Source organism: Candidatus Pantoea bituminis (genome assembly GCF_018842675.1).
GTDB lineage: Bacteria > Pseudomonadota > Gammaproteobacteria > Enterobacterales > Enterobacteriaceae > Pantoea > Pantoea phytostimulans.
Genome location: NZ_JAGTWO010000004.1, coordinates 116,703 through 140,968, shown reverse-complemented (window position 1 = coordinate 140,968; position 24,266 = coordinate 116,703). Strand labels below are relative to the sequence as shown.

Genomic DNA, 24,266 nt, shown 5'->3' with positions numbered 1-24,266 from the left:
TATGACGAGTTGTGAGCAAGATGATAAAAAATCCCCGCAATACGGGCGGTGCCGGGCAGATCCGCATTATTGGCGGTCAATGGCGCGGACGTAAATTGCCGGTGCCAGACAGCGCCGGTCTGCGCCCCACCACCGATCGCGTGCGTGAAACGCTGTTCAACTGGCTGGCGCCCGTGATTCAACAGGCTAATTGCCTGGACTGTTTTGCCGGCAGCGGCGCACTGGGCCTTGAAGCGCTGTCGCGCTATGCAGGTGCGGCAACACTGCTTGAGCTAGAACGTCCGGTCGCGCAGCAGTTGGAAAAAACCTGCAAACGCTGCGTGCCACTCACGGCAAGGTGATTCAAACCAACGCGTTGACCTGGCTCGATCAGCCCGGCCAGCCTTTTGATGTGGTGTTTATCGATCCGCCGTTTCGTAAAGGCTTGCTGGAGCAAACATTACTGCTGCTGGAGCAAAACGGTTGGCTGGCAGAAGAGGCGCTGATTTACGTCGAAAGCGAAGTAGAAAATGGCACGCCGCCAGTACCGGCGAACTGGGATTTGCACCGCGAAAAAATTGCAGGTCAGGTAGCTTATCGTTTATATCAACGTCAACAGGAGACGCATGATGTTACTTAATTTAGGGCGCCTGTTGATGCTGTGCGTTTGGGGATTTCTACTGTTCAACGTGATACATCCGTATCCGAAGCCGTTGACCTATTTCATTAACGTCGCACTGTTTTTCATGATTATGATGCACGGCTTGCAGTTGGTGTTACTGCGCGCAACGCAAACCAAAGATGCGCCGCCCATTGACCGCTTAACGCAGGCAAAAGTTTTCCTGTTTGGCGTGTTTGAACTGGTGGCCTGGCAGAAGAAGCACTTTCCACGTAAAAAGTGACGGTAAGCGGGCGCAATGCCCGCTTTTTAATGCACAGGCGTAAAACTCACAAAACGCGAACCCTGCATTTTTAGCTCGCCTTTCGATCCTTTATCCATTTGATGATAATCATCTTCTTTTACCTGCACTTTTATATCACTTGCCCCGTTCAGTGGGTGAAACCAGGCTTCGTAACGCATCTCTTCACCAGCAATCACTTCTCGCTGACGTGAGCGGCGATTAGGTGCTGGAAATTCGCGTTTAGTCTTCACTTCAACCGTCAGACTGCGGATCGGTGAAACATCATTCACGGCAGCTTCACGCCGTTGCTTAATGAACTGACGGGTCGCCAACACGGCGATAATGGCCAGGACGATAAAAAGAGTAGCGGTGGTTTGCTCATATTTTCGCTCGTTCTTAATCGGTTACAGGAGAGATTTATTGCGCGGCAAGCATACAACCAGAGTTGCCTGATTGTCACATTGCTGAGGCGTAACCTAAACTGAGATCGACATTTTGGGAACATTCACCATTTTTGGTTAAAAGGGAGAAACAATGCTCTGGTCTTTCCTCGCTGTACTTTTCTCCGGTTGGCTGTATGTCGATGCCTCATATCGTGGTCCACAATGGCAACGCTGGCTGTTTAAACCGGTTACGCTTCTGCTGCTGGTTGGCCTGGCATGGCAAGCACCTACGCTTAACACCACCGATTATCTGATCCTTGCCGGGTTAATCGCTACCTTGGTTGGCGATGCTCTTACACTGCTGCCGCGTCAGAAAATGCTCTATGCGCTGGGTGCGTTCTTTCTTTCGCATCTGCTTTATACGCTGAGTTTTGCCGCTAACATGACGATGAGCTTCTTCTGGCCGATTCCCCTTACGCTGCTGATTATTGGCGTGGTGGTGATTGGTGTTCTTTGGAACAAGCTGGCCGATTTGCGGTGGCCAATCTGTACCTTTATTGGCATGACATTGGTCATGACCTGGATGGCGACCGAGCAATATTTCTTCCGTCCAACCGATTACAGCTTTTCGATCATGGTCGGTGCCGGCCTGTTGCTGTTAGCCAATATTATTTGGTTTATCTCTCATTATCGCCGCCGTTTCAGCGCCGATAGCGCCATCATCGCAGCCTGCTATTTCGCCGGTCACTTCATGATTGTGCGTTCACTGTGGCTCTACTGAAGAAAAAATGACCAAAGGCTTGACTCTGGAGTTGACTCCAGAGTGTAGGATATCAGAGCGGGCACTTCCGCCCGCTTCTGGAGGTCATATGCATCAACATCAATCCTGTGGCTGCGGTAAATCCCGCACCATGCATGCTGCATCAAAGCCCCTTTGCAACCTAAGCAACCTTCGCCCGACAACACTTTCTATTAGCGCTGCCACGCCGATTTCATCAGATACGCCTGCCTGCTGTTCTGGCGATAGCCCTTCCGGCCCCGCTAGCGAAGCTGAAGAGGAAAGCGACCGGCGAGTCGCCAGAACGCAGCAAAGTACGCAACAATTCAGCTGGCGCGTAAGCGGCATGGATTGTCCCAGCTGTGCCCGCACGATTGAAACCGCCGTTCGCCATTTACCTGACGTTGCCGCCGCCCGCATCCTTTTTCCAGTGAAAAGCTGGTGGTCGATGCCTATCGTGATGTGCAAATTACCGTTGAAAATGCAGTAAAAAAGCCGGTTTCACACTGACATCATCTCAAACCCAGACGTCTCCCCTTCGCACTGGCAAGCCAATCGCAGTTTCATTCTGCTTGGTGTATTGATGGTTGTCAGCGCGTTAGTTAGCCACTTTGACGCCGTTTGGGGCGATCGCCTGTTTGTTATCACCACACTGATTGGGCTAGGCCCAGTAGCATACAGCGCCTGGCTTCGACTGCGCAGCGGCTCTGCCTTTACGATTGAAATGTTAATGACGCTGGCCTCTGCGGGCGCATTAATCATTGGCGCGCATATAGAGGCAGCCATGGTACTGCTGCTGTTCCAGCTGGGTGAACGCCTGGAAGCTTATGCTGCCTCACGCGCGCGCAGCGGCGTCACTAGCCTGATGGCGCTGCGCCCAGAATTCGCCATGCGTATTCACGGCAGCACGCGCTCGCAGATTGCACTGGATGCGTTGCAACCCGGCGATGTGATTGAAGTTGCTGCGGGCGGGCGTTTACCGGTCGATGCGCGATTGTTAAGCGGCAGCGCCAGCTTTGATGAAAGCGCATTAACCGGAGAATCATTGCCGGTCTCGCACGAAAGGGGCGAAAAAATTATGGCGGGTGCCACCAGCGTAGATCGACTGGTGACAATGGAAGTCACGTCGAAACCCGGCGAAAGTGCCATTGACCGCATTCTGCAACTGATCGAAGAAGCCGAAAGCCATCGCGCGCCCGTGGAGCGTTTTATCGACGCTTTCAGCCGCATTTATACGCCCGCCATTATGTTGTTATCGCTACTGGTGATGGTGCTACCGCCGCTGCTGGGCTACGGCGACTGGCAACCCTGGATTTATAAAGGGCTTACGTTATTGCTGATTGGCTGTCCTTGCGCGCTGGTGATCTCAACGCCCGCCGCCATTACTTCTGGGTTAGCCGCTGCCGCTCGTCAGGGCGCGTTGATCAAAGGTGGCGCAGCGCTGGAACGGCTGAGTTCGCTACACATGCTGGCGTTTGATAAAACCGGTACGCTGACCGCCGGGAAACCGCAGGTTACGCGCATCTTACCGTTTATCGGGATCAGCGAAGCCCAGCTGTTAACACTCAGCGCCGCCGTGGAGCAAGGTTCCACGCATCCGCTGGCGACAGCGATTATTGCGGCTGCACAGGCACGTGATCTGCAGATTCCGCAGGCCAACTCACAACAGGCACTCGCGGGAAGTGGTATCGCCGCACAGGTCGCAGGCCAACGAATAGAATTACTTGCCCCGGCACGCGTGACGACACTGACGCCAGCGCAGCAGACGTTGATTGCCGAGCAGGAGGCGCACGGTCAGACGCTGGTGATTGTGCTGCGTGATGGCGAAGCGTTGGGTGCACTGGCGTTGCAGGATCAGCTGCGTAGCGATGCGATAGCAGCAATAGCCGCGTTGAAAAACTCGGCATTAAGAGCCTGATGTTAACCGGTGACAATCCGCGTGCCGCAGCGAGCATTGCTCAGCAGCTTGGCATCGATTACCGCGCCAGCCTGCTGCCCGCCGATAAAGTCGAGGCGGTTCGTCAGCTCAGTCAATACTCTTCATTGGCGATGGTCGGCGATGGCATCAACGACGCGCCTGCCATGAAAGCCGCAACGTTAGGCATCGCCATGGGCAGCGGCACAGACGTCGCACTGGAGGCTGCCGACGCCGCATTAACCCGTAACCAACTGACGAATCTGGCACCCATGATTGCATTAGCCCGCCGAACACGCAGCATCATCCGCCAAAACATCGCGCTGGCGCTGGGGCTGAAAGCGCTGTTTCTGGTGACAACGCTGTTGGGATTAACCGGATTATGGCTGGCGGTTTTAGCCGATTCCGGCGCTACCGCGCTGGTCACGGCAAACGCCTTGCGGCTTCTGCATTCACGAACGCGGTAAAATCGACGGCGGTCATCTGCCGCCGTTAACCTTCCAACCCTTTTTGCAGCAGAAACTGGTAAGGCAAGGTTTCCGTCTGCTGGGCTAAAAGCCGATGTTCCATAAAGCGGCAGAAGCCTGGAATATCACGTGTCGTCGCCGGATCATCGGCAATGATCAGCAGCGTTTCTCCATCCTGCAAATTGCGGACGGTTTTACGCACCATCATTACCGGCTCAGGACAGCGCAGGCCGCGCGCATCGAGCTGATGGTCGGCAGAAGTAAAAGCATCGCTCATAATGGACTCAGTTTTGATGTGGGTCGGCTATTCTAGCGCGTCAATAAACCGACGCAAGACGATAACGATTGCGTTAAAATTAGCCATTGCATAAATAGCACAACGCGGTAAGATGCCGCCGCTTTTTCATCCGTTTAATCGCAGGATATTGCTGGCAATCTTCTGCAATGGGTTCCCTCACCCCAACACTAAAAAGGCTTATTATGATCGCATTCTCATCGCGTCAGCGCATGCACGCGCTGTTTTGGTTGTCGTTGTTTCATTTGTTGGTGATCACCTCCAGCAATTATCTGGTGCAATTGCCGGTTTCCATTTTTGGCTTTCACACCACCTGGGGCGCTTTCAGCTTCCCGTTTATCTTTCTTGCTACCGATCTTACCGTGCGCATTTTTGGCGCGGCGCTGGCACGCCGCATTATTCTGGCGGTAATGATCCCTGCGCTGTTTATCTCTTACGCTGTTTCTAGCCTCTACTATCAAGGCGAATGGCAAGGCTGGCACGCGCTGAAAGAGGTAAATCTATTCGTCGCCCGCATCGCCTGCGCCAGCTTTATGGCTTACGCGCTGGGCCAAATCCTTGATGTGCATGTATTTAATCGCCTGCGTCGCTTGCCACAGTGGTGGATTGCGCCCGGCTGCGCGATGTTCCTCGGTAATATCAGCGACACGCTAGCCTTCTTTTCTATCGCCTTCTATCAAAGTCCCGATCCGTTTATGGCGCAGCATTGGGTTGAGATCGCTTTAGTGGATTACACTTTCAAAATGTTGATCTGCATGGTGTTCTTCCTGCCTGCTTACGGTGTCCTGTTGAATGCCACGTTAAAACGCCTGACCGAGCACGCCAACCGTGCGCACGTTAATTTCGGCTAAACGGAAATAGAGCTTTTTGCCACGACAGGCTAAGATTTCCTGACAATCATCGGGTTGCGTTTGCAACCTGATTACTGTTGTATACCCGTCATACTTCAAGCTGCAGGTGCGTTGGCAGCGCGCGTTCACCCAGTCACTTACCCGAGTAAGCTCTCTGGGATTCACGCGTTTGCCGCCTTACTGCAACGCGAAGGGTGTAAGGTATATAAACGGCTGTCTGGAAAGATAAAAGGGATTCTGATGCGTAACCTAGTGAAATATGCGGGAATGGGTTTACTGGTTTTAGGCTTAGCCGCCTGTGACCAGAAAAAGACGAAGCGGCGAACGACAACGGTGTGAGCGCCAGCCAATCCAGTCAAAACGTCACGCTGATGGATGGCAAGCTGAGCTTCTCGCTGCCGCCAGGCATGTCTGATAAGAGCGGCAAACTGGGCAATCAAACCACCAACATGCATGTTTATGCTGACGAAACAGGTGCACGCGCCATTATTGTTATTGCGGGTGACGAAACCACCGATAGTCTGGATGTGCTGTCGCAACGTATGGAGCAGCAGCAACGTAACCGCGATCCGCAGTTGCAGGTGGTATCGAACAAATCCGTTACCCTGAAAGACCAACCAGCACAGCAGTTGGATACGGTAATTTCTGCCAACAATCAGACCTCATGGTCCTCCGTGATTCTGGCAAAAGTGGACGGTAAGCTGATGACAATGCAGATTACGCTGCCAGGCGATAATCAGCAGCAAGCGCAAAGCGATGCCGACAATATCGTGAAGAGCGTAACGCTGAAGTGATTTGATGGGGAGTTCCGACTCACCGAAGGGCTTATCGGGCGCGATATCGCGCCCGATCCTCTCTTTAACCTCGCGCTTCGCGCCAGTAACCAATGAGGCGCAAATAATTACCTTTCACCGTATCAATCAGCGCCTGATCGTCCAGCTCACCTTGCAGCCACATGCGTGAAGGCTGACCAAAAATGGTCCGTCCGACAGCAAAGCCTTTCACCCACGGTGCCTTAGCGGCGGCGGCAAAGCCTGCTTTCAGCTTTTCTTCTGGCGCATCAAGTCCCAGTAACAGAATGCCGCGGCAGTATGGGTCTTGCTGCTCAATCAAGCCGCTTATCGCCTGCCAGGTTTCTGCTGACATCGGTGGCAGTTTCCACCAGTCTGGCTGAACGCCCAGGCTGTAGAAATGGCTCAGCATTTCCAGATAATAGGCTTCTTTATGGTCCGGGTTGCTCTCCGGCAAAATCACTTCCAGCAGCAGCTCATGCCCGCTTTTGTTACAACCTTTCCACACGTCGAGGATCAGATCATCCTGCTCTTTGCGCAGTTCGGCGCTGTCATGCGGATGATAAAACACCAGACATTTCACCACGTGTTCAGTAGGCCAGTCGATAAGCTGAGAACCGATGTTTCCATGCTCAAGACGTAGCGGCCGTGAACTTGGCAGCTCAATCGGGCGGCCAATCCACCAGTTTTTTCCGGTAATCGCATTCAGCGCTTTCTGCCCATATGTGGTGTCGGCCAAAATGCCGCTCTTGTTCTCCAGGCCCGCTTCTTGCGCCGCTTCTTCTGCTGCTCTTAACAGCAGGACTTTTAACTGCGGAATTTTGCTTTCATCAACACCGGCTTCACGCGCCATATCCGCGAGCTGCTTGCGATGGTCAAAGGCAAAAACATTCAGTTCTGGCCATTGCTGCTTACGTGTTGTAACGCGGTGCAGATGGTTCAGTCGGCTGTCGAGATCGGGGCGTTTAACGTCTTTGTCACGGCTGAGGAAATCATCCAGCTCCGCTTTGGTCGGCATGGCTGGCGCACAACCGTGACGTGACACCACCAGCGCGCCGCAGGCATTGGCGTAGCGGCAAGCTTGCTCCCAACCTTCATCATTCAACCAGCCGCGCAGCAGGCCAGACATAAAGGCATCGCCTGCGCCCAGTACATTTAGCACGTCTACGCGTACGCCAGTTTGCAGTTTGGTTTGTTCCCAGCTGTCAGGAATATCGCCTTCAAACACCACGCATCCCATTGGACCGCGCTTACAAACCAGCGTCGCCTGACTCGCCTGACGCACATTTTTCAACGCGGTTAACGTGTCAGTGCTGCCACCAGCGATATGAAACTCTTCTTCGGTTCCAACAATCAAATCGAAGTAATGCACCACTTCTTGTAGCTGCTGCGTGACCTGAGCCGATTCGATGAAACGCGTTTCACCGTCACCCAACGAGGTCAAACCCCATAAAACCGGGCGATAATCGATATCCAGCGCGGTACGTAGGCCATTGCGCTTGGCAATATCCAGCGCTTTCAGTACCGCTTCACGCGTTTGCGGATGCGATAAATGGGTTCCCGTAACCGCCACGGCGCGAGAAGCAGTGATAAATTCCTCTTTAATGTCTTCTGGCACCAGGCCCATATCGGCGCAGTTATCACGGTAGAAAATCAGCGGAAAGGTCTCTTCATCTTTAATGCCAAGGATCACCATGCCGGTAAGACGTTTCTCATCGGTAATCAATCCCTCGGTATTACAGCCCACGCGCTGTAACTCTTCACGCAGGAAGCGGCCATTATGCTCATCACCCACCCGCGCCAGCATGGCGGATTTCAAACCCTGAATGGCCGTACCGTAAGCCACGTTCCCTGAAGAACCGCCAAGGTATTTAGCAAACGAGGTGGCATCCTCCAGGCGAGCGCCAATTTGCTGACCATAAAAATCGACGGCGATGCGTCCGATACAAATCACATCAAGCCGCTTCTGTTGTGTACTCATACCTGTGGTTTCCTTCTGTGATAAGCAGACACTGTCGGCGAAAAGCCCGATAACGCGCGCTTTGCTTCCGGGGTCTCAAGGTGCCTGATTGGCTATTTCCGAAGTATGGGGAATAAAAATTCCAAATTCAATATGAAATGAAATATCCATCGCGATTTTGTGAACCAGGTAAAACTCTGGAAAGCGATCAATACTGGAAAGATTCAACCCCGCCAGTACCCGCTGTTGCAGGGTTGTGAGACAGATCGCAGGAAAAGCCTGATTAAAAGGGGAATCTACTGAAATGAAATGAAATTTTTCATATGGCAGTGAAGCCTACCGGGCGTTCCACTTTACGACGTGACAAAAACGATCAAAGCCCCGTTTTGGCGTTAAATTTGATCTCACTCGCAAAATGAAATGTTTCTTCTGTAATCGTATTTTATGAAAAATATATTTGTTTATAATCGCTTCACGTTTCAATTACCCCCGGTCGCCTTTTCCGAGGTTCTACATCGCCTACCGCGCTCGGATTTCAGGCACCACCAGCATGTAAAGGAAGAGCATATGGGCACAATCAGACTGACCACTGCACAGGCGCTGGTTAAATTTCTTGATAACCAATTCATTGATGTTGATGGCGTTGAGACGAAGTTTGTCAAAGGCATCTTCGCCATCTTCGGTCATGGCAACGTTCTGGGTTTGGGTCAGGCGCTGGAGCAGGATAGCGGCGATCTGGTAGTGCATCAGGGACGTAACGAACAAGGTATGGCGCATGCTGCGACGGGTTTTGCTAAGCAATCGCTGCGTCGTCAAATCATTGCTTGCACCTCTTCCGTTGGGCCGGGTGCGGCAAACATGATTACCGCCGCCGCTACCGCCACGGCAAACCGTATTCCTCTGCTGCTGCTGCCGGGCGACGTGTTCGCGACCCGCCAGCCCGATCCGGTGCTGCAACAAATTGAACAAGCGCACGATCTCAGCATCAGCACCAATGACGCCTTCCGCGCCGTCAGCAAATACTGGGACCGTGTCAGCCGCCCAGAACAGCTGATGACCGCCTGCATCAATGCAATGCGCGTGCTCACCGATCCGGCAGAAACCGGCGCGGTGACGATCTCTCTGCCACAAGATGTACAAGGCGAAGCCTGGGATTACCCGGAATATTTCTTCCAAAAACGTGTTCATCGTCTGGATCGCCGCTTACCCACCGCAGCCCAGTTAGAAGATGCCCTTTCGCTGATTGTGCGTAAACGCAAGCCAATCATTGTTTGTGGCGGTGGCGTGAAATACTCCGAAGCGGGCGAAGCGCTGCGTCAGTTTGCTGAACGCTATCAAATCCCTTTGCTGAAACCCAGGCGGGTAAAGGCACAATCATTTCCGATCATCCGCTCAACGTGGGCGGCGTCGGCGAAACCGGCTGTCTGGCCGCCAACTTGCTGGCGAAAGAGGCTGATTTGGTGATTGGCGTGGGGACGCGCTACACCGATTTCACCACCGCATCGAAATGGATTTTCCAGAACCCCGAGGTCAGCTTCCTCAACGTTAACGTCAGTAATTTCGACAGCTACAAGTTAGATGGCGTGCAGTTGCTAGCGGATGCGCGTGAAGGATTAACGGCGCTGAGCGCGGCGCTGGTTTCCCAAAATTACAGCAACGATTGGGGCAACCAAATCGAGCAGGCTCAAAGCAAACTGCTGAAAGAGACGCAGCGTGTTTATCAGGTTGAATACAGCGAAGGCTTTACCCCAGAAATTGCCGATCACATCGATCGCGAAGCGGTATTTGCTGAGTTCAACCGTTTGACACAATCCCTGCTCACGCAGAGCAGCGTGCTCGGCACCTTAAACGAGCAGCTCCCAAAGGATGCAGTGATTGTGGCAGCCGCGGGCAGCTTGCCGGGCGACCTGCAACGCGTGTGGCGCACCAAAGATTACAACGCGTACCACGTTGAGTACGGCTATTCCTGCATGGGTTATGAAGTGAATGCCGCACTGGGCGTCAAACTGGCGCAGCCGCAGCGTGAAGTTTACGCGCTGGTCGGTGATGGTTCATTCATGATGCTGCACTCCGAGCTGGTCACATCCATTCAGGAAGGCGCCAAAATCAACGTGGTGCTGTTGGATAACATGACCAACGGCTGCATCAATAACCTGCAAATGGAACACGGCATGGATAGCTTCACTACCGAATTCCGCTTCCGTAACCCGGAAGGTGGCAAGCTGGATGGGGGTTTTGTCCCGGTTGATTTTGCTTCTATTGCCGCCGGTTACGGCTGCAAAACCTATCGTGTGACCACGCTGGATCAGCTCAAAGCGGCGCTGGAAGATGCGAAGAAGCAGACGGTATCGACGCTCATTGATATTAAAGTCTTGCCAAAGACCATGATTCATAAGTACTTCAGCTGGTGGCACGTGGGCGTGGCGCAGACGTCGGATTCAGAACGCACCCAAAGCGTCGCCGACAGCCTAAACGCGCACCTGGATCAAGCCCGTAAGTATTAATCTCAGGGCCGGTTCCCGGCCCTTTCTCTTATCCGAATGAACCCTACAGGTATAATTATGACTTTGAAACTTGGCGTAATCGGTACAGGTGCAATTGGTCAGGAACACATTCGTCGCTGCAATAACGTGCTGCAGGGTGCGAAAGTGGTCGCCGTATCTGACATCAACGTTGATGGCGCACGCGCAGCGTTGCAACGCCTGAATATCGAAGCAGAAGTCTATCAAGATGGTCATCAGGTGATTCAATCGCCTGAAGTCGACGCCATATTAGTGACTTCATGGGATCCGACTCATGAAGAGTTTACCCTGGCTGCGATTGCTGCCGGTAAGCCGGTGTTCTGTGAAAAGCCGCTGGCAATGAGCGCTGAAGGCTGCCGTCACGTGGTAGAGGCGGAGATCAAACACGGCAAGCGTCTAGTGCAGGTGGGCTTTATGCGCCCTTACGATTCTGGTTATCGCGCCCTGAAAAAGGTGATTACCGACGGTGAAATTGGCGAACCGCTGATGCTGCATTGCGCCCATCGCAACCCAACGGTGCCGGAAAATTACACCACCGATATGGCGATTACTAACACCCTGATTCACGAACTGGATGTGCTGCGCTGGCTGACCAACGACGATTATAAAAGCGTGCAGGTGGTCTTCCCACGCGTGACGTCGAAGAGCCACGCCAAATTGAAAGATCCGCAAATTGTGCTGTTTGAAACGCAAAAAGGCGTGCGCATCGACGTGGAAATTTTTGTTAACTGCGCTTACGGCTACGACATTCAGTGTGAAGTGGTTGGCGAAACCGGTATTGCTAAACTGCCTGAGCCCTCTTCTGTTCAGCTGCGTAAAGACGCCAAACTTTCGAACACCATTTTGGTCGACTGGAAAGATCGTTTTATTGATGCCTATGACGTTGAGCTACAGGCGTTCATCAATGATGTGAAAGCGGGCCAGTTAACGGGCCCCTCAGCCTGGGATGGCTTTGCTGCTTCCGTTGCTGCCGATGCGTGCCTGAAGGCGCAAAACAGCGGCGCGATTGAGCCAGTAGAAATGCCGCCGCGTCCTGATTTTTATAACCACTGATCCCGCGCTTTTATTGTGGGCGGCACTGTTCCGCCCTTATCAAAAGGATTACAAAATGAACAAAGATAACGTGAAGCTGGCAATAGCGCCGATCGGTTGGACCAATGATGATATGCCTGATTTGGGCAGTGAAAATACTTTTCAACAGACGGTGAGTGAGATGGCGCTGGCAGGATTTACTGGCAGCGAAGTGGGCAGCAAATACCCGCGCGATCCGGCAATTTTAAAGCCGATGCTGGATATTCGTGGCATTGAGATCTGTAACGCCTGGTTCAGCACCTTTTTTGCCAACGGCGACAAAGCTAAAACCATCGACGAGTTTGTGAACCACATGAACTTCCTGCACGCGATGGGTGCACGTGTCATTGGCTGCTCTGAGCAGAGCAAAAGTATTCAGGGCACCACGCTGGCGGTGCTGGAAGAGAAGCCGGTTTTCACCGATGAAGAGTGGCGTTTAACGGCGGAAGGTTATAACGAGCTGGCGGCTATCGCAGCTGAAAAAGGCATGCGCGTTACGCTGCATCATCATATGGGAACCGGCATTCAGACCACTGAAGAGATTGACCGTTTCATGGCGCTGACCAACGAAAACGTCGGCCTGTTGTATGACACTGGCCATGTTTACTACTCAGAAGGCTCACAAGAGAAGATGCTGGCAGTGCTGAAAAAATACCTGCCGCGTATCTTCCACGTCCATCTGAAAGATGTGCGCGATGACGTAGTGGCAGAGGTGCGTCAAAATAAACTCTCTTTCCTCGATGGGGTGAAAAAAGGCACGTTTACCGTACCCGGCGACGGCGTGATTGACTTCAAACCGGTGTTCAAAATCCTCGACGATTACGGCTACAAAGGTTGGATGGTGGTGGAAGCGGAGCAAGATCCCGCGCTGGCTAATCCCTTTGAATATGCCGTGAAGGCGCGCAAATACATTCGCGAAAATGCAGGTTTGTAACGTTTAAACCTTCTTTAACCTGAAATCTGACCGTAATAAAATGGTGGGGATGTCGTGCTTCGTCACGCATCTCCACGGATTCTGTGAGGTATTTCATAAACCCATGAAATAAAGCCCTCATTACACGCAAAGAAATGAAATTTTCCATCCATCTGGTACTATAGCGCTCATTATCCAGCCATTATTCTTATTAAACGGGCAGAAGTAATGACCAATAATCCCACCCAACTTTCCTTGCTGCAGGACGATATTCGTCGCCGCTATGAAACACTGAGCAAGCGTCTAAAACAGGTCGCTCGTTATATCCTTGATAACAGTAACAGCATTGCTTTTGATACCGTGGCTTCCATCGCATCCCAAGCGGATGTACCGCCTTCCACACTGATTCGCTTTGCCAATGCGTTTGGCTTCAGCGGGTTCAACGAAATGAAACAAGTTTTCCGTCAGCATCTGATGGAAGAAACGGTGAACTATACCGAGCGCGCCCGCCTGTTTCGTCAAACCTCTACCGATGACAGCGCCAGCGCACCAGAAAGCCCAGCCGAAATCCTTAACGTTTTCACTATGGTAAACAGCCAGGCATTGCAGCAGCTGGCGATGCAGGTGAATCCGGACCAGTTAAATAAGGCCGTTAAGCTGCTTAATGAAGCTGAAAACATTTACGTTATTGGCCTGCGCCGCTCGTTTAGCGTGGCGTCCTATCTGGTTTATGCTCTGCGCCACCTTGAACGTCGTGCCTTCCTGATTGATGGTCTGGGTGGGATGTTCACCGAGCAGCTCAGCCTGGTAAATCCGAAAGATGTGGTGATCGCCATTAGCTATTCACCTTACGCACGTGAAGCCGTTGAAGTGGTTGAATTAGGGGCTAAACGCGGCGCGCATCAAATCGCCATTACCGACAGCCAGGTCAGTCCGCTGGCCGCTTTCAGCGATGTCTGCTTCGTGGTACGTGAAGCGCAGGTTGATGGCTTCCGTTCTCAGGTCGCTTCGTTGTGCCTGGCGCAGACGTTGGCCGTTTCGCTTGCCTTGAATAATGCGGATAAGAATGTCGAAAAAAGTCATAACTGATAGAGATCATTGCTGAGCAGGGTGTTTTATCAAACATTCGCGTTCAGGCATAAAAAAGGCAGCCATTTCAAGGCTGCCTTTTTGTTTTCCGCCATTATTTGCTGCGCGGATAGTCATCGCTGTTTACCCAGGCGTGATCTTTCTCCCAGGTAAACTTCCATAAACGTTCCGGGCCAGCCATCACGTTGAGGTAATAGTTGTTATACCCCGCCAGAGTCGCGACCGGATGATAACCGCGCGGCACAGTAACCACATCGCGGTTATAGGGCGCCATGCACTCATCCAGCGAGCGATCTTCGGTATAAACGCGCTGCATCGCAAATCCACGCTCTGGATCGAAACGGTGATAATAGGTCTCTTCCAGATAGGTTTCGTTTTCGCTGTTTTCCTGATCGTGCTTGTGGCTTGGATATGAGCTGGTGTCGCCCTCATCGGTATACACTTCCACGACCAGCAGGCTGTCGGCGGGTTCATTATCCGGCAGAATATTATGTACCAGGCGTTTATTGCGCCCTTTTCCGCGCTGTTCAACGCCGACGTCAGCGGGCGCAATCAGGCGAGCCGGTAAATTGCCCTGGCTTGGCGCATTACATACCGCCAGCTCAAGGTCGCTGTCCGCCTGAATCTCGACTTCATCGTTGTGCGGCACATACACCGAATAGGGTGGAACGCGTTCAAAGGGTGACATGCGTTTGCCGATGCCAGGAAACTCAGCGTGGCGCGTTTTCACTGATGCCAGCCCCGCCACTAACACTAAACAAAGCTCTTTTTCACCGCTGCTCAGACGCAGGATTTCTCCCTTTTTCAGCAGGTAAGCGTCAAAGCCAACATAACGCCAGCCTGCACTTTCCGGGGTGACATGCTGAATACGTCCCTGGCTGTCAGGCTGTTGTGCTTTAGAAAGTAAAGACATCCTAATCCTCCTTCTCCGTCATCATTCAAGCGACAACTGCGTTAATAGCATCTGTTTACCTCTATCAAGGATTGAGGATGCAAACGCATGTTCCACTGCTGTCGCCTGAAGGCTTTCGGGTATAAAAATGAATTAGCCCAGCGTCGGCATGCTGAATTCAGAAACGGTTTGCTGACCACTCGGCCAACGGGCGGTTGCGGTTTTCATGCGGGTATAGAAGCGGACGCCATCTGGGCCGTGCACGTTCAATGCACCAAAGACCGAACGTTTCCAGCCGCCAAAGCTGTGGAAGGCCATCGGCACAGGAACCGGTACGTTAACACCCACCATGCCCGCTTCAACATCCTGCACAAATTCGCGCGCGGTATTGCCGTTGCTGGTAAAGATAGCGCTGCCGTTGCCAAATTCGTGGCTGTTAACCAGTTTCAATGCGCTGTCGTAATCAGGCGCGCGCATAATGCTCAGCACCGGTCCAAAAATCTCTTCACGCCAGATCACCATGTCAGACGTCACGTTGTCGAACAGCGTGCCGCCAACGTAATAACCTTCAGCATGGCCAGGCACCTGGAAGTTACGGCCATCCACCACCAGTTTTGCACCTTCCTGCTCGCCTTTATCTATGTAGCCAAGCACTTTTTCTGATGTGCCGCGGAAACCACCGGCCCCATCTCATTCTCTTCTGAACCTTTGTTGATGCCAGGGCCGACACGCAGCGCTTTCACCAGCGGAGTCAGGCTCGCAATTAACTTATCAGCCGTATCATCGCCAACAGCAACCACAACTGGCAACGCCATGCAGCGTTCGCCTGCGGATCCAAACGCGCCGCCCATGATGGCGTTCACGGTGGCATCCAGATCGGCATCCGGCATCACAATGGCGTGGTTTTTCGCTGCACCAAACGCCTGAACGCGTTTGCCGTGGGCGCTGGCTGTTTTATAGATATGTTCTGCGACGCCGGAAGAACCCACAAAGCTAACAGCAGCGATGCGTGGATCTTTATACAACTGCTCTGCATCGTCGTTGGAACTGTGAACCACATTAAAGACACCGTCCGGCAGACCCGCTTCGGTCAGCAGTTCTGCCATGCGAACAGCGGCAGAAGGGTCGAGTGCAGGCGGCTTAAGAATGAAGGTATTACCGCACGCCAGCGCGATAGGGAACATCCATAATGGCACCATCGCCGGGAAGTTGAACGGGTAATACCCGCCACAACACCCACCGGCTGCATCAGCGAGAAGCTGTCAACGCCAGTGCCGACGTTAGCCGAATATTCGCCTTTAATCAGGTGTGGAATACCGCAGGCAAATTCAATCACTTCGATGCCGCGCGTCAGTTCGCCCAGCGCATCTGACCAGACTTTACCGTGTTCAGAGACGATCAATGCCGCCAGCTCATCGCGATGTTGTTCCATCAATGCTTTAAAATTGAACAGCACGCGCGCACGACGTAGCGGAGAGGTTTTTGACCAGGCTGGAAAGGCATTGTGTGCAACTTCAATCGCCTGAGCGACTTCATCAGCGGTACTTTGCGTCAGTTCGCGGACCACTTTGCCGGTTGCCGGATCATAAACAGGAATGGTTTCGTTGCTGGCGCTGTGGGTGGTTTTACCGCCAATAAAGTTTCCTACGATATTCATGTTGTTGCCTCTTTGAATGTTTACGTTCCCTGCAGACTGCGCGTGCTGGAAGTCACGTTGCCTGATCAGGCGAAGCCTAAAGCGTGTTATGAAGCTATTACAGTGGAACAAATTTTTCAAATAGTTCTTTTTGGAAAATTTCTTTTAGCGGCACAGATCGCATTTTTCTTCGCGGCTTTGCGTGTTGGCATCAAAATGCATTTTAGCCAGTGATAATGCGCCTCCAGCAGCGGCAGCAGTGCCATAAAATCTTATGCGTTTTTTCAAAGAAACAGGGTGGAGGAGCTGTGCTATGGAACGAAATATGAAATTATTGCGAAGCAGATCTAATAATACGCATTCCATTATTCACTATTAATGAAATAAATGTTTTCTTTGCTGCATCTTATCTCCCCTAACAGGAGCCGCAGCATGGCCATTGATCCCACTCGTTTCTGTATTAACCGAAAAATTGCCCCCGCCCTTTCGCTGGAAGCCTTCTTCCAGTTAGTACAGCGCCTGGGATTAAGCAAAGTAGAGCTGCGTAATGACATGCCGAGCGGCAAAGTGACAGATGATTTATCACCTGAACAACTGCGCGCGCTTACCGAGAAATATCACATTGAAATTGTCACTATTAATGCGCTTTATCCCTTTAACCGTGCCGACGATGCGCTGTTGGAAAAAGCGGAGGCGCTGTTAAAAGAGGCAAAAAGTATCGGTGCGAAAGCCTTAGTGATGTGCCCACTGAACGAAGGCGTTGCCATCTCACCTCAGCAGACGCTGGAAGCGATGCAGAAACTCGCGCCGCGTTTTGAACATTATGGCGTGCAGGGTTTAGTTGAGCCGCTGGGTTTCCCGATCAGTTCGCTGCGTTCTGCCGTACAGGCACAGCAGTTGATTCGTGATGCCAACGTACCGTTTAAACTGCTGCTGGATACTTTCCACCACCATCTGTATGAAAATGCCGAACAAGAATTTCCGGCAGAGATTGATGTTAACCAGATTGGCCTGGTGCACTTGTCCGGCGTGGAAGATACCCGCCCAACGGCTGAGTTGACCGACGAAGAACGCATCATGTTGAGTGATCACGATGTGTTGAACAGCGTGGCGCAGGTGAAGCGCCTGGAGATGCTTGGTTATAAAGGTGTCTACGCGTTTGAGCCTTTCTCATCCGAACTAAACCGCTGGACGCCAACCGAAATAGAACGCCAAATTCGTTTCAGTATCGAACTGCTACAAGCCTAATCCCCTGCGCGGCGCTGACGTCTTTGCGCCGCGTGACCTTACCCTTATCTGTGTCTTGTGACACATTTTTTGGCCTCGGTCGGAGGCCGCTTTTTTACTTTTCCTCTCTTTCACTCTTCAGCGCGGTGGGCTGATGACGAATCATGCGTAATGTGCAAAACAGCGCAAAGCAGACCAACAGCGCGGTGAGCAGATAGACCAGCGGCACACCTGCGTAGCTCATGATAAACCCGGCAATTGGCCCGGTGATCCCCAGAGATAAATCCATAAACGCCGTGTAGGTTGCTAACGCGCTGCCCTGATTTTGCTGCGGCACCACTTTTACCGCCACCACGCCAATTGCCGGGAATACCAGCGAGAAGCCTGCGCCGGTGAGAAATGCCCCCGCTTTTGCCATCCAGGGCTCGAACGCGCCCGCCACCAGAAACAGACCAACCGCTTCCACTGCCAGGCAAACGCTGGCAACGCGCAGTCCACCGTGACGAGTAATCGCATTGGGAAACAGCAAGCGTGCACCGACAAAAGCGGCACTAAACAGCGTGAGCGCAAAGGCGGCACCTTCCCAGCCTTTCGCCTTGTAGAACAGTGTAATAAAGGTCGCAATAACGCCGAAGCCCGCCGATCCCATCGCCAGGATCAGGCCAAATCCATACACTTTTCCCAACACGGCGCGAAACGGCAGTGGTCTGCCTTTGCTCGCTTTTACCGCTGGGCGCGGTATTGCCAAAGCAATGGCGACCACAGAAATAGTGATAATAATGGCGGAGAGCCACAATAAGCCGCCCATACGAAAAATCATGACGCCGAGCGGCGCACCAATCGCCATCGCGCCATAGGTGACGATGCCATTCCAGGATATTACCCGACCAATATGCAGCGAGCCGACGCGCGCCACGCCCCATAGCGAGGTGCCCGTTCCCGAGAAACTTTGGCCCACGCCAAGAATTAATCGTCCCACACACAGCAACACCAGGCTCAACGTTGGTGTGCTGAGCGTCAATGCTGCCGCCAAAATGCATAACCCGCTGATCAAACACCCCACCAACCCCCAAACCACCACTTTTTTGGTCCCCAGAGATCGGCGTATCGTCCAGCATGCGGACGACTCAGCAGCGTGGCGAGATACTGCAAGCTGATGACTAATCCCGCCCAAAAAGCGCTGTAGCCGAGCGTGTCGTTGACTAAACCCGGCAGCACCGCCAACGGTAAACCGATAGTGAGATAAGTAGCAAAGTTGTACATCACAATGGAGATAATCAGGAGGGTAATCTGGGAATGACGGGGTGCAGATTGCGCTGCGGGTTGGTCTGGCATGAGTGATTGCGCTCGTCTTTAGCTGAATTTTTTAGGCTCAAGAAATGACTATACCTTAAATAATTCGGATTGCGGCAAGGCGGTGGCTGATCGGCCCCGCTTACAGACAACAATAGAGAGGAGGTTCGCTATTGTGCTCTGCAAGCGGTTTACCGTACCGATTTGCGTCAGCGGCAACGCAAACCATCACGATTTTATCTGGCGACAGTGTGAACAGGGTGTGGTGGGACAATAGCGGCAGTCGCATTGCTTTCCCGTCTGACATTGATATTAGGCGCGCAGGCATGACTGCGTCGCCACGTGAGTGAGCTCTTACCGTTTCTCTGATAAATCAGTTTGTTAATCCGGCTTAGGCTACACTTCTCTCAGCCAATTTTATTTCAGGAGAGGGAATGAGCGAGCTACAGCAGGAAAAAATTGGGCAAAATATTCTGATTAAACTGGCGATGCTGGTCATCGTTCTGGCGGGTATCCGCGCAGCTTCCGATATTCTGGTTCCGCTGTTACTCGCGGCCTTCTTCGCTATTGTGCTTAATCCGTTGGTGACGATGTTGATGCGCCGCGGGTTACGTCGTGGAGTGGCGATCACCTTGGTTATTACGGTGATTATGTTGGTGATGTTGCTGCTCATCGCGGTAATAGCCAGTTCGGTGAGTGAATTTTCGGATATCTATCCGCAATTACGCGCCACCCTGGAACAGAAAATGACGGTTGTGCAGCATTTAGCAGCGCAGTTTCACCTTAATATCTCCACCGAGTCTCTGGTACAACGCTTCGATCCCAGCATGATGATGAATCTGGCCACCAGTGCGCTAACCCGTTTTTCCGGTGCCATGACCAATATTGTGCTGCTGGTTCTGACGGTGGTTTTCATGCTGTTTGAAGTTCACCATCTGCCTTACAAAATGCGTAACGCACTGGTCAATCCCAAAATACGCATCGCGGGATTGCACAAAGCATTGAAAGGCGTCACACATTATCTGGCATTAAAAACGCTGGTTAGCTTAGTGACCGGCGTTGCCGTCTGGCTCAGCTTAGTGTTGCTGGGCGTGAAGTTCGCGCTGCTGTGGGGCGTGGTGGCGTTTATTCTCAACTTCATTCCTAACATCGGTCCAATCCTTGCGGGTATTCCACCGTTTATTCAGGCGCTGCTGCTGAATAGCCTCTTTGATGCCGTGATGGTGGCGGCGCTGTTCTCTGCCATTCACATGGTGTTCGGCAATATGCTGGAACCGCGCCTGATGGGGCGTGGACTGGGTTTATCAACGCTGGTGGTCTTTTTGTCGTTGATTTTTGGGGCTGGTTGCTGGGGCCGGTCGGTATGCTGCTATCGGTGCCGCTGACCAGCATTACGAAAATATTGATGGAGACCACGCCGGGCGGTAGCCGTCTGGCGATCATGCTGGGCACCGGACGTCCCAAACGCGCGAAAGGATTAACCAAGTAAACGCTGCTGCACGTGTTGTAGATGCTTTTCCATCGAAGCACGTGCAGCGGTTTCATCACCCGCGACAATCGCCTCGGCAATGTGCTGATGATCCTCATTCATTTCTTGGGCAAATGCGTTATCTGCGTAGTGCCGCTCCAACCGTTTAAAATGCGGACTTTGACGCTTGTTCCAGAGATATTCCATCATGTCGCGCAGCAGATCGTTGCCGCTCATTTCGCTGATTAACAGATGAAATTGTTTATCTTGCTCCAGAAACGCGGCGTCATTTTCATTAAACTGCTGCAATTCTGCTGTCAACGCCAGCAAGGCGGCGCGCTGTTGTGCAGTGCCATGACGCGCTGCAAAGGCAGCTAACATCCCTTCAAAAGCTTCACGCGCCTGAAGCAGGTCGTGCAGACTGAAGCTTTCTGTTTCTCTGATGTCATTTTTTACGCCGCCCTGCGGCAGCGCTTGCGCCACATAAATGCCATTTCCGGTACGGATATCCACCCAGCCCGTCATTTCCAAAACAATTAAGGCTTCGCGTACCGATGAGCGACTCACACCAAGTTGCTTCGCCAGCTCACGTTCCGCAGGCAATAATCCGCCCGGCACAAATTCGCCCTTTTTAATGCTGTCCATAATCGCGTTAGCGATTTGACGATATAAACGTTCTGCTTTCAGTACAGGTAGCGCCATCTCTTTCTCCTTTGCGTGCGCAGAAGACCGACGTGTCGCAGCGCTCACATTTTTTCATGCTGCGATCCCGATCACGGCCTTTTATAACGCACTATCTTACTCTTGGTCCAGCGGCCTGACCACTGGGCCAAATCACAAAGGGAGTGAAAATGGAACACACTTGGCGTTGGTATGGCCCGAACGATCCGGTTTCTCTGGATGATGCACGTCAGGCGGGTGCAACAGGCATTGTGACCGCGCTGCATCACATTGCGAATGGCGAAGTCTGGCCGGTGGAAGAGATCAAAGCGCGTCAGGCGTTACTGGCGGAAAAAGGCTTGATCTGGTCGGTGGTCGAAAGCATTCCGGTGCACGAATCCATTAAAACCCAGCGCGGCGATTATGCGCGTTACATCGCTAACTATCAGCAATCGATCCGCAATCTGGCGACCTGTGGCATTGATACGGTGTGCTACAACTTCATGCCGGTACTCGACTGGACGCGAACCGATCTGGCGTGGGAATTGCCCGATGGCGCAAAAGCCCTGCGCTTTGATGCGGATGCTTTTGCCGCCTTTGAACTGTTTCTGCTGCAACGTCCCGGTGCCGAAAAAGATTACAGTGCTGAAGAGCAGCAAGCTGCTGCTAACCGCTTCGCCGCCATGAGCGAAGAGGAAAAAACCACGCTGGTACGTAATATTATTGCCGGTTTGCCAGGCGCCGAAGAGGGTTATACGCTGGAACAGTTCCAGGTGCAGCTGGCGCAATATGACGGTATTGATAAAGCCAAACTGCGTGAACACATGGCGACTTTCCTGCGTGCCATCGTGCCGGTGGCGGAAGAAGTGGGTATTAAACTGGCGGTGCATCCTGATGATCCCCCGCGCCCTATTCTCGGTTTGCCGCGCATTATTTCGACGCAGGAGGATATGCAATGGCTCAAAGAAACTGTCGACAGCCTGCATAACGGCTTCTGCTTCTGCACCGGTTCATATGGCGTGCGGGCAGACAATGCGCTGGTCGAGATGGCGGAAACGTACGCTGACCGCATCAACTTTATCCATCTGCGCGCCACCAAGCGCGAAGAAAATCCCAACAGTTTCCATGAGGCGGCGCACCTGGCCGGTGACGTCGATATGGTCGGCGTGATCAAAGCGATTCTGACAGAAGAACAACGTCGCCGCCGGGCGGGGAACCAACGCGCGATTCCGATGCGTCCCGATCATGGTCATCAAATGTTAGACGATCTGCACAAGCGTACCAATCCCGGCTATTCAGCCATTGGCCGTCTGAAAGGATTAGCGGAATTGCGAGGCGTTGAAGTGGCGCTGCGCCAAACGTTTTTTCAGGATTAAAGGCCATAAAAAAGCCCCGAACAGGTTGCGCTGTTCGGGGCTTTCTTTCAGCGATTAAGGGGCTGCGTTAAATACGGTTCTATCCGTAATCGCCTGCACGTTCACGGCGTTTGGCAAAATCTTCAATTCGCTAAAGAGATTCGAGACTTCCTGCACTTTGGCAATATCGTCCGGCGTCACAGGGCGAATACCGTGGGAAATACGGGCGGTAATTTTCTGCGCATCCTGTGGTTTCAGGCGCGTTAGCTGTGCATAAACGTTGTTGTACGCTTCTGGATGGCTGATCGCCCATTTACGGGCTTTTTCGAGTCGCTGGGTGAAATCAGCAATCGCCGCACGCTTACCCGGATCGTCGAGCGATGCTTGCGTAGCAGTCACAAATGACAACGCTGTGGTAAGCCCTTTTCCATCACGCAACACGCGTCCACCCTGTTGTTCCGCAATACCTAAATAGGGATCAAACGTTGCCCAAACGCCGATTTGACCGGAGTTAAAGGCTGCACTGGCATCGGTAGGCAACACAAAACGTACCGGCACGCTGTCGCGTTTTACCCCCGCTTCATCCAACGCCTGATACAGCAAATACTGCGAGATACTGCCGCGTGCCGATGAGACCACCACTTCTTTACCCGTTAAATCTTTTACGCTGTGGATCGGCGAGTCGGCGGGAACCACCAAGCCATTTGAGCCGCCATCACCAACATTGGTGGCAATTATTTTCAGCGGCACGCCGCCGGAGGCGGCCATCAATACCGGTAGGTCGCCCGCGTAAGAGGTATCAACCGCGCCCGCCCGCTGTGCTTCAAACAAAGGTGCAGCACCCTGAAAATTCGCCCAGCGGTAGTGATAAGGCGCATCTTTCATTACGTCTGCCGCTTCCACCAGCGAGCGCAGATTGCGAGCTTGATCGCCCAACACCAGCGTCACCTTACTCAAATCCTCTGCTGCCTGCGCACTGAGATTCACACTGACTAACAGGGCGACGAGCGCCACTCTGATGATTTTCATCTTTATCCCTTACAGCGCGTTACGGTTGAGCTGGCGGATGTAGGCATCCCAATGCAGTAGATATTTTTTATTGGTAATGCTGTTCTCAAACGTCTGCGCGGCTTTCTTTGCCACCGCATCCGGCAGAATCAGTAATTCAGCGCCGCCAGACTGCGCCGCAAGCTGCGCCTGGCACGCTCGCTCAAGGTAATAAAGGTTGTAGAAAGCTTCTTCGATGCTGCCACCGCTGGTCAGCAAGCCATGATTGCGCAGGATCAGCGCATTGAGAGAACCGAGGTCGGCGACGATGCGCTGCTGTTCATCCAGATCGAGGGCGATACCTTCGTAATCGTGGTAACCCACGCGCTGGTGAAACCGGGTACTGTGCTGAGAAATCATCAGCAAACCCTGTTTTTGTGCCGATACGCCAATTCCTGCGGCGGTGTGGGTATGCATTACCGCATGTGCATCTGGGCGCGCACGATGAATAGCACTGTGAATAACAAATCCCGCAGGGTTAATTCCCAGCCCTGTTGGGTCGTCAATAATATTGCCGTCAATATCAATCTTCACCAACGTTTCAGGCCGAATTTCATCAAACGTTTGCCCATAAGCATTGATAAGAAAGTGGGGTTGATCGCCCGGCACACGCAGCGAAAAATGGGTGTAGATGTGATCGGTCCAACGGAGTTTTGCGGCTAATACGTAGGCTTGTGAGAGCTTAACGCGTGCCTGCCATTCGGCATCACTTACGCGCTGTTGTAAGGAAGTTGAGGTCAGAATTGCCGTGCTCATGTCCGCTCCTTGTTGC

At 52.6% G+C, this 24,266-nt stretch carries 15 protein-coding genes and 8 pseudogenes; 14 read left to right on the top strand and 9 right to left on the bottom strand.

Annotation, left to right across the window (positions count from 1 at the left end; genetic code table 11):
• Positions 1–20 precede the first annotated feature (20 nt).
• Positions 21–619, top strand: a pseudogene (gene rsmD, locus KQP84_RS04285) (16S rRNA (guanine(966)-N(2))-methyltransferase).
• Complete coding sequence (locus tag KQP84_RS04280) at positions 609–881, top strand: DUF1145 family protein (protein ID WP_215848207.1); 273 nt, start codon at positions 609–611, stop codon at positions 879–881. Before rsmD ends, KQP84_RS04280 begins: the two are co-directional and overlap by 11 nt.
• A 26-nt stretch (positions 882–907) precedes the next feature.
• Here KQP84_RS04280 and KQP84_RS04275 read toward each other — a convergent pair.
• Positions 908–1,263 (bottom strand): annotated as a pseudogene (locus KQP84_RS04275) (DUF2500 domain-containing protein).
• A gap of 152 nt (positions 1,264–1,415) precedes the next feature.
• Between KQP84_RS04275 and KQP84_RS04270 the strand changes: the two are divergent.
• Positions 1,416–2,045: a lysoplasmalogenase gene (locus tag KQP84_RS04270; RefSeq protein ID WP_215845349.1), complete on the top strand. Its 630-nt coding sequence runs from the start codon at positions 1,416–1,418 to the stop codon at positions 2,043–2,045.
• A gap of 88 nt (positions 2,046–2,133) precedes the next feature.
• A pseudogene (locus tag KQP84_RS04265) lies at positions 2,134–4,424 on the top strand (zinc/cadmium/mercury/lead-transporting ATPase).
• Between the two features lie 25 nt (positions 4,425–4,449).
• Here the strand turns inward: KQP84_RS04265 and tusA are convergent.
• Positions 4,450–4,701 carry a sulfurtransferase TusA gene (gene tusA, locus KQP84_RS04260; RefSeq protein ID WP_215845348.1) on the bottom strand — a complete coding sequence of 84 codons (252 nt, stop codon included), beginning with the start codon at positions 4,699–4,701 and terminating at the stop codon, positions 4,450–4,452.
• A 203-nt stretch (positions 4,702–4,904) separates the two neighbouring features.
• On the opposite strand from tusA, the gene KQP84_RS04255 reads away from it, so the two are divergent.
• Complete coding sequence (locus KQP84_RS04255) at positions 4,905–5,570, top strand: 7-cyano-7-deazaguanine/7-aminomethyl-7-deazaguanine transporter (protein ID WP_215845347.1); 666 nt, start codon at positions 4,905–4,907, stop codon at positions 5,568–5,570.
• A gap of 240 nt (positions 5,571–5,810) precedes the next feature.
• Positions 5,811–6,364 (top strand): annotated as a pseudogene (locus tag KQP84_RS04250) (DcrB family lipoprotein).
• A gap of 64 nt (positions 6,365–6,428) precedes the next feature.
• Here KQP84_RS04250 and KQP84_RS04245 read toward each other — a convergent pair.
• Positions 6,429–8,342 carry a bifunctional 5-dehydro-2-deoxygluconokinase/5-dehydro-2-deoxyphosphogluconate aldolase gene (locus KQP84_RS04245; protein WP_215845346.1) on the bottom strand — a complete coding sequence of 638 codons (1,914 nt, stop codon included), beginning with the start codon at positions 8,340–8,342 and terminating at the stop codon, positions 6,429–6,431.
• A gap of 546 nt (positions 8,343–8,888) precedes the next feature.
• On the opposite strand from KQP84_RS04245, the pseudogene iolD reads away from it, so the two are divergent.
• The 4 genes and pseudogenes from iolD (at position 8,889) to KQP84_RS04225 (ending at position 13,916) form a co-directional block, all read left to right on the top strand.
• Positions 8,889–10,825 (top strand): annotated as a pseudogene (gene iolD / locus KQP84_RS04240) (3D-(3,5/4)-trihydroxycyclohexane-1,2-dione acylhydrolase (decyclizing)).
• A 57-nt stretch (positions 10,826–10,882) separates the two neighbouring features.
• On the top strand, positions 10,883–11,896 hold the full coding sequence (gene iolG / locus KQP84_RS04235) for a bifunctional inositol 2-dehydrogenase/D-chiro-inositol 1-dehydrogenase (RefSeq protein WP_215845345.1): 1,014 nt from the start codon (positions 10,883–10,885) through the stop codon (positions 11,894–11,896).
• 55 nt (positions 11,897–11,951) lie between these two features.
• A complete protein-coding gene (iolE, locus tag KQP84_RS04230) occupies positions 11,952–12,848 on the top strand; it encodes a myo-inosose-2 dehydratase (protein ID WP_215845344.1) in 897 nt (298 codons plus the stop codon).
• A 207-nt stretch (positions 12,849–13,055) separates the two neighbouring features.
• Positions 13,056–13,916: a MurR/RpiR family transcriptional regulator gene (locus KQP84_RS04225; RefSeq protein ID WP_215845343.1), complete on the top strand. Its 861-nt coding sequence runs from the start codon at positions 13,056–13,058 to the stop codon at positions 13,914–13,916.
• 94 nt (positions 13,917–14,010) lie between these two features.
• On the opposite strand, the gene iolB is transcribed toward KQP84_RS04225, so the two are convergent.
• Positions 14,011–14,829: a 5-deoxy-glucuronate isomerase gene (iolB, locus tag KQP84_RS04220; RefSeq protein WP_215845342.1), complete on the bottom strand. Its 819-nt coding sequence runs from the start codon at positions 14,827–14,829 to the stop codon at positions 14,011–14,013.
• Positions 14,830–14,961: 132 nt separating this feature from the next.
• A pseudogene (locus KQP84_RS04215) lies at positions 14,962–16,375 on the bottom strand (CoA-acylating methylmalonate-semialdehyde dehydrogenase).
• Between the two features lie 132 nt (positions 16,376–16,507).
• Here KQP84_RS04215 and KQP84_RS04210 point away from each other — a divergent pair.
• Positions 16,508–16,678, top strand: coding sequence for a hypothetical protein (locus KQP84_RS04210; protein WP_215845341.1), 171 nt, complete (start codon positions 16,508–16,510; stop codon positions 16,676–16,678).
• Positions 16,679–16,876: 198 nt separating this feature from the next.
• Positions 16,877–17,692 carry a TIM barrel protein gene (locus KQP84_RS04205; protein ID WP_215845340.1) on the top strand — a complete coding sequence of 272 codons (816 nt, stop codon included), beginning with the start codon at positions 16,877–16,879 and terminating at the stop codon, positions 17,690–17,692.
• Between the two features lie 94 nt (positions 17,693–17,786).
• Here KQP84_RS04205 and KQP84_RS04200 read toward each other — a convergent pair.
• Positions 17,787–19,006, bottom strand: a pseudogene (locus KQP84_RS04200) (MFS transporter).
• Positions 19,007–19,398: 392 nt separating this feature from the next.
• On the opposite strand from KQP84_RS04200, the pseudogene KQP84_RS04195 reads away from it, so the two are divergent.
• Positions 19,399–20,453, top strand: a pseudogene (locus KQP84_RS04195) (AI-2E family transporter).
• Here KQP84_RS04195 and KQP84_RS04190 read toward each other — a convergent pair.
• Entirely contained in the window at positions 20,442–21,134 is a 693-nt protein-coding gene (locus KQP84_RS04190) for a FadR/GntR family transcriptional regulator (protein WP_215845339.1), read from the bottom strand. The pseudogene KQP84_RS04195 and the gene KQP84_RS04190 overlap by 12 nt on opposite strands.
• A gap of 149 nt (positions 21,135–21,283) precedes the next feature.
• Between KQP84_RS04190 and uxuA the strand changes: the two genes are divergently transcribed.
• Positions 21,284–22,468, top strand: a complete 1,185-nt coding sequence (gene uxuA / locus KQP84_RS04185; RefSeq protein WP_215845338.1) for a mannonate dehydratase — start codon at positions 21,284–21,286, stop codon at positions 22,466–22,468.
• Positions 22,469–22,522: 54 nt separating this feature from the next.
• On the opposite strand, the gene KQP84_RS04180 is transcribed toward uxuA, so the two are convergent.
• Both KQP84_RS04180 and KQP84_RS04175 read right to left on the bottom strand, forming a co-directional pair.
• On the bottom strand, positions 22,523–23,476 hold the full coding sequence (locus KQP84_RS04180; RefSeq protein WP_215845337.1) for an ABC transporter substrate-binding protein: 954 nt from the start codon (positions 23,474–23,476) through the stop codon (positions 22,523–22,525).
• Between the two features lie 9 nt (positions 23,477–23,485).
• Entirely contained in the window at positions 23,486–24,250 is a 765-nt protein-coding gene (locus KQP84_RS04175) for a class II aldolase/adducin family protein (protein WP_215845336.1), read from the bottom strand.
• Positions 24,251–24,266 lie beyond the last annotated feature (16 nt).

Bases quoted from the DNA above. Each gene is read 5' to 3' on its own strand.
- KQP84_RS04255 (WP_215845347.1), top strand. From the start codon at position 4,905: ATGATCGCATTCTCATCGCGTCAGCGCATGCACGCGCTGTTTTGGTTG.
- iolE (WP_215845344.1), top strand. From the start codon at position 11,952: ATGAACAAAGATAACGTGAAGCTGGCAATAGCGCCGATCGGTTGGACC.
- KQP84_RS04225 (WP_215845343.1), top strand. From the start codon at position 13,056: ATGACCAATAATCCCACCCAACTTTCCTTGCTGCAGGACGATATTCGT.
- iolG (WP_215845345.1), top strand. From the start codon at position 10,883: ATGACTTTGAAACTTGGCGTAATCGGTACAGGTGCAATTGGTCAGGAA.
- KQP84_RS04270 (WP_215845349.1), top strand. From the start codon at position 1,416: ATGCTCTGGTCTTTCCTCGCTGTACTTTTCTCCGGTTGGCTGTATGTC.
- KQP84_RS04205 (WP_215845340.1), top strand. From the start codon at position 16,877: ATGGCCATTGATCCCACTCGTTTCTGTATTAACCGAAAAATTGCCCCC.
- KQP84_RS04190 (WP_215845339.1), bottom strand. From the start codon at position 21,134: ATGGCGCTACCTGTACTGAAAGCAGAACGTTTATATCGTCAAATCGCT.
- KQP84_RS04180 (WP_215845337.1), bottom strand. From the start codon at position 23,476: ATGAAAATCATCAGAGTGGCGCTCGTCGCCCTGTTAGTCAGTGTGAAT.
- tusA (WP_215845348.1), bottom strand. From the start codon at position 4,701: ATGAGCGATGCTTTTACTTCTGCCGACCATCAGCTCGATGCGCGCGGC.
- KQP84_RS04175 (WP_215845336.1), bottom strand. From the start codon at position 24,250: ATGAGCACGGCAATTCTGACCTCAACTTCCTTACAACAGCGCGTAAGT.
- KQP84_RS04245 (WP_215845346.1), bottom strand. From the start codon at position 8,342: ATGAGTACACAACAGAAGCGGCTTGATGTGATTTGTATCGGACGCATC.
- KQP84_RS04280 (WP_215848207.1), top strand. From the start codon at position 609: ATGTTACTTAATTTAGGGCGCCTGTTGATGCTGTGCGTTTGGGGATTT.
- uxuA (WP_215845338.1), top strand. From the start codon at position 21,284: ATGGAACACACTTGGCGTTGGTATGGCCCGAACGATCCGGTTTCTCTG.
- iolB (WP_215845342.1), bottom strand. From the start codon at position 14,829: ATGTCTTTACTTTCTAAAGCACAACAGCCTGACAGCCAGGGACGTATT.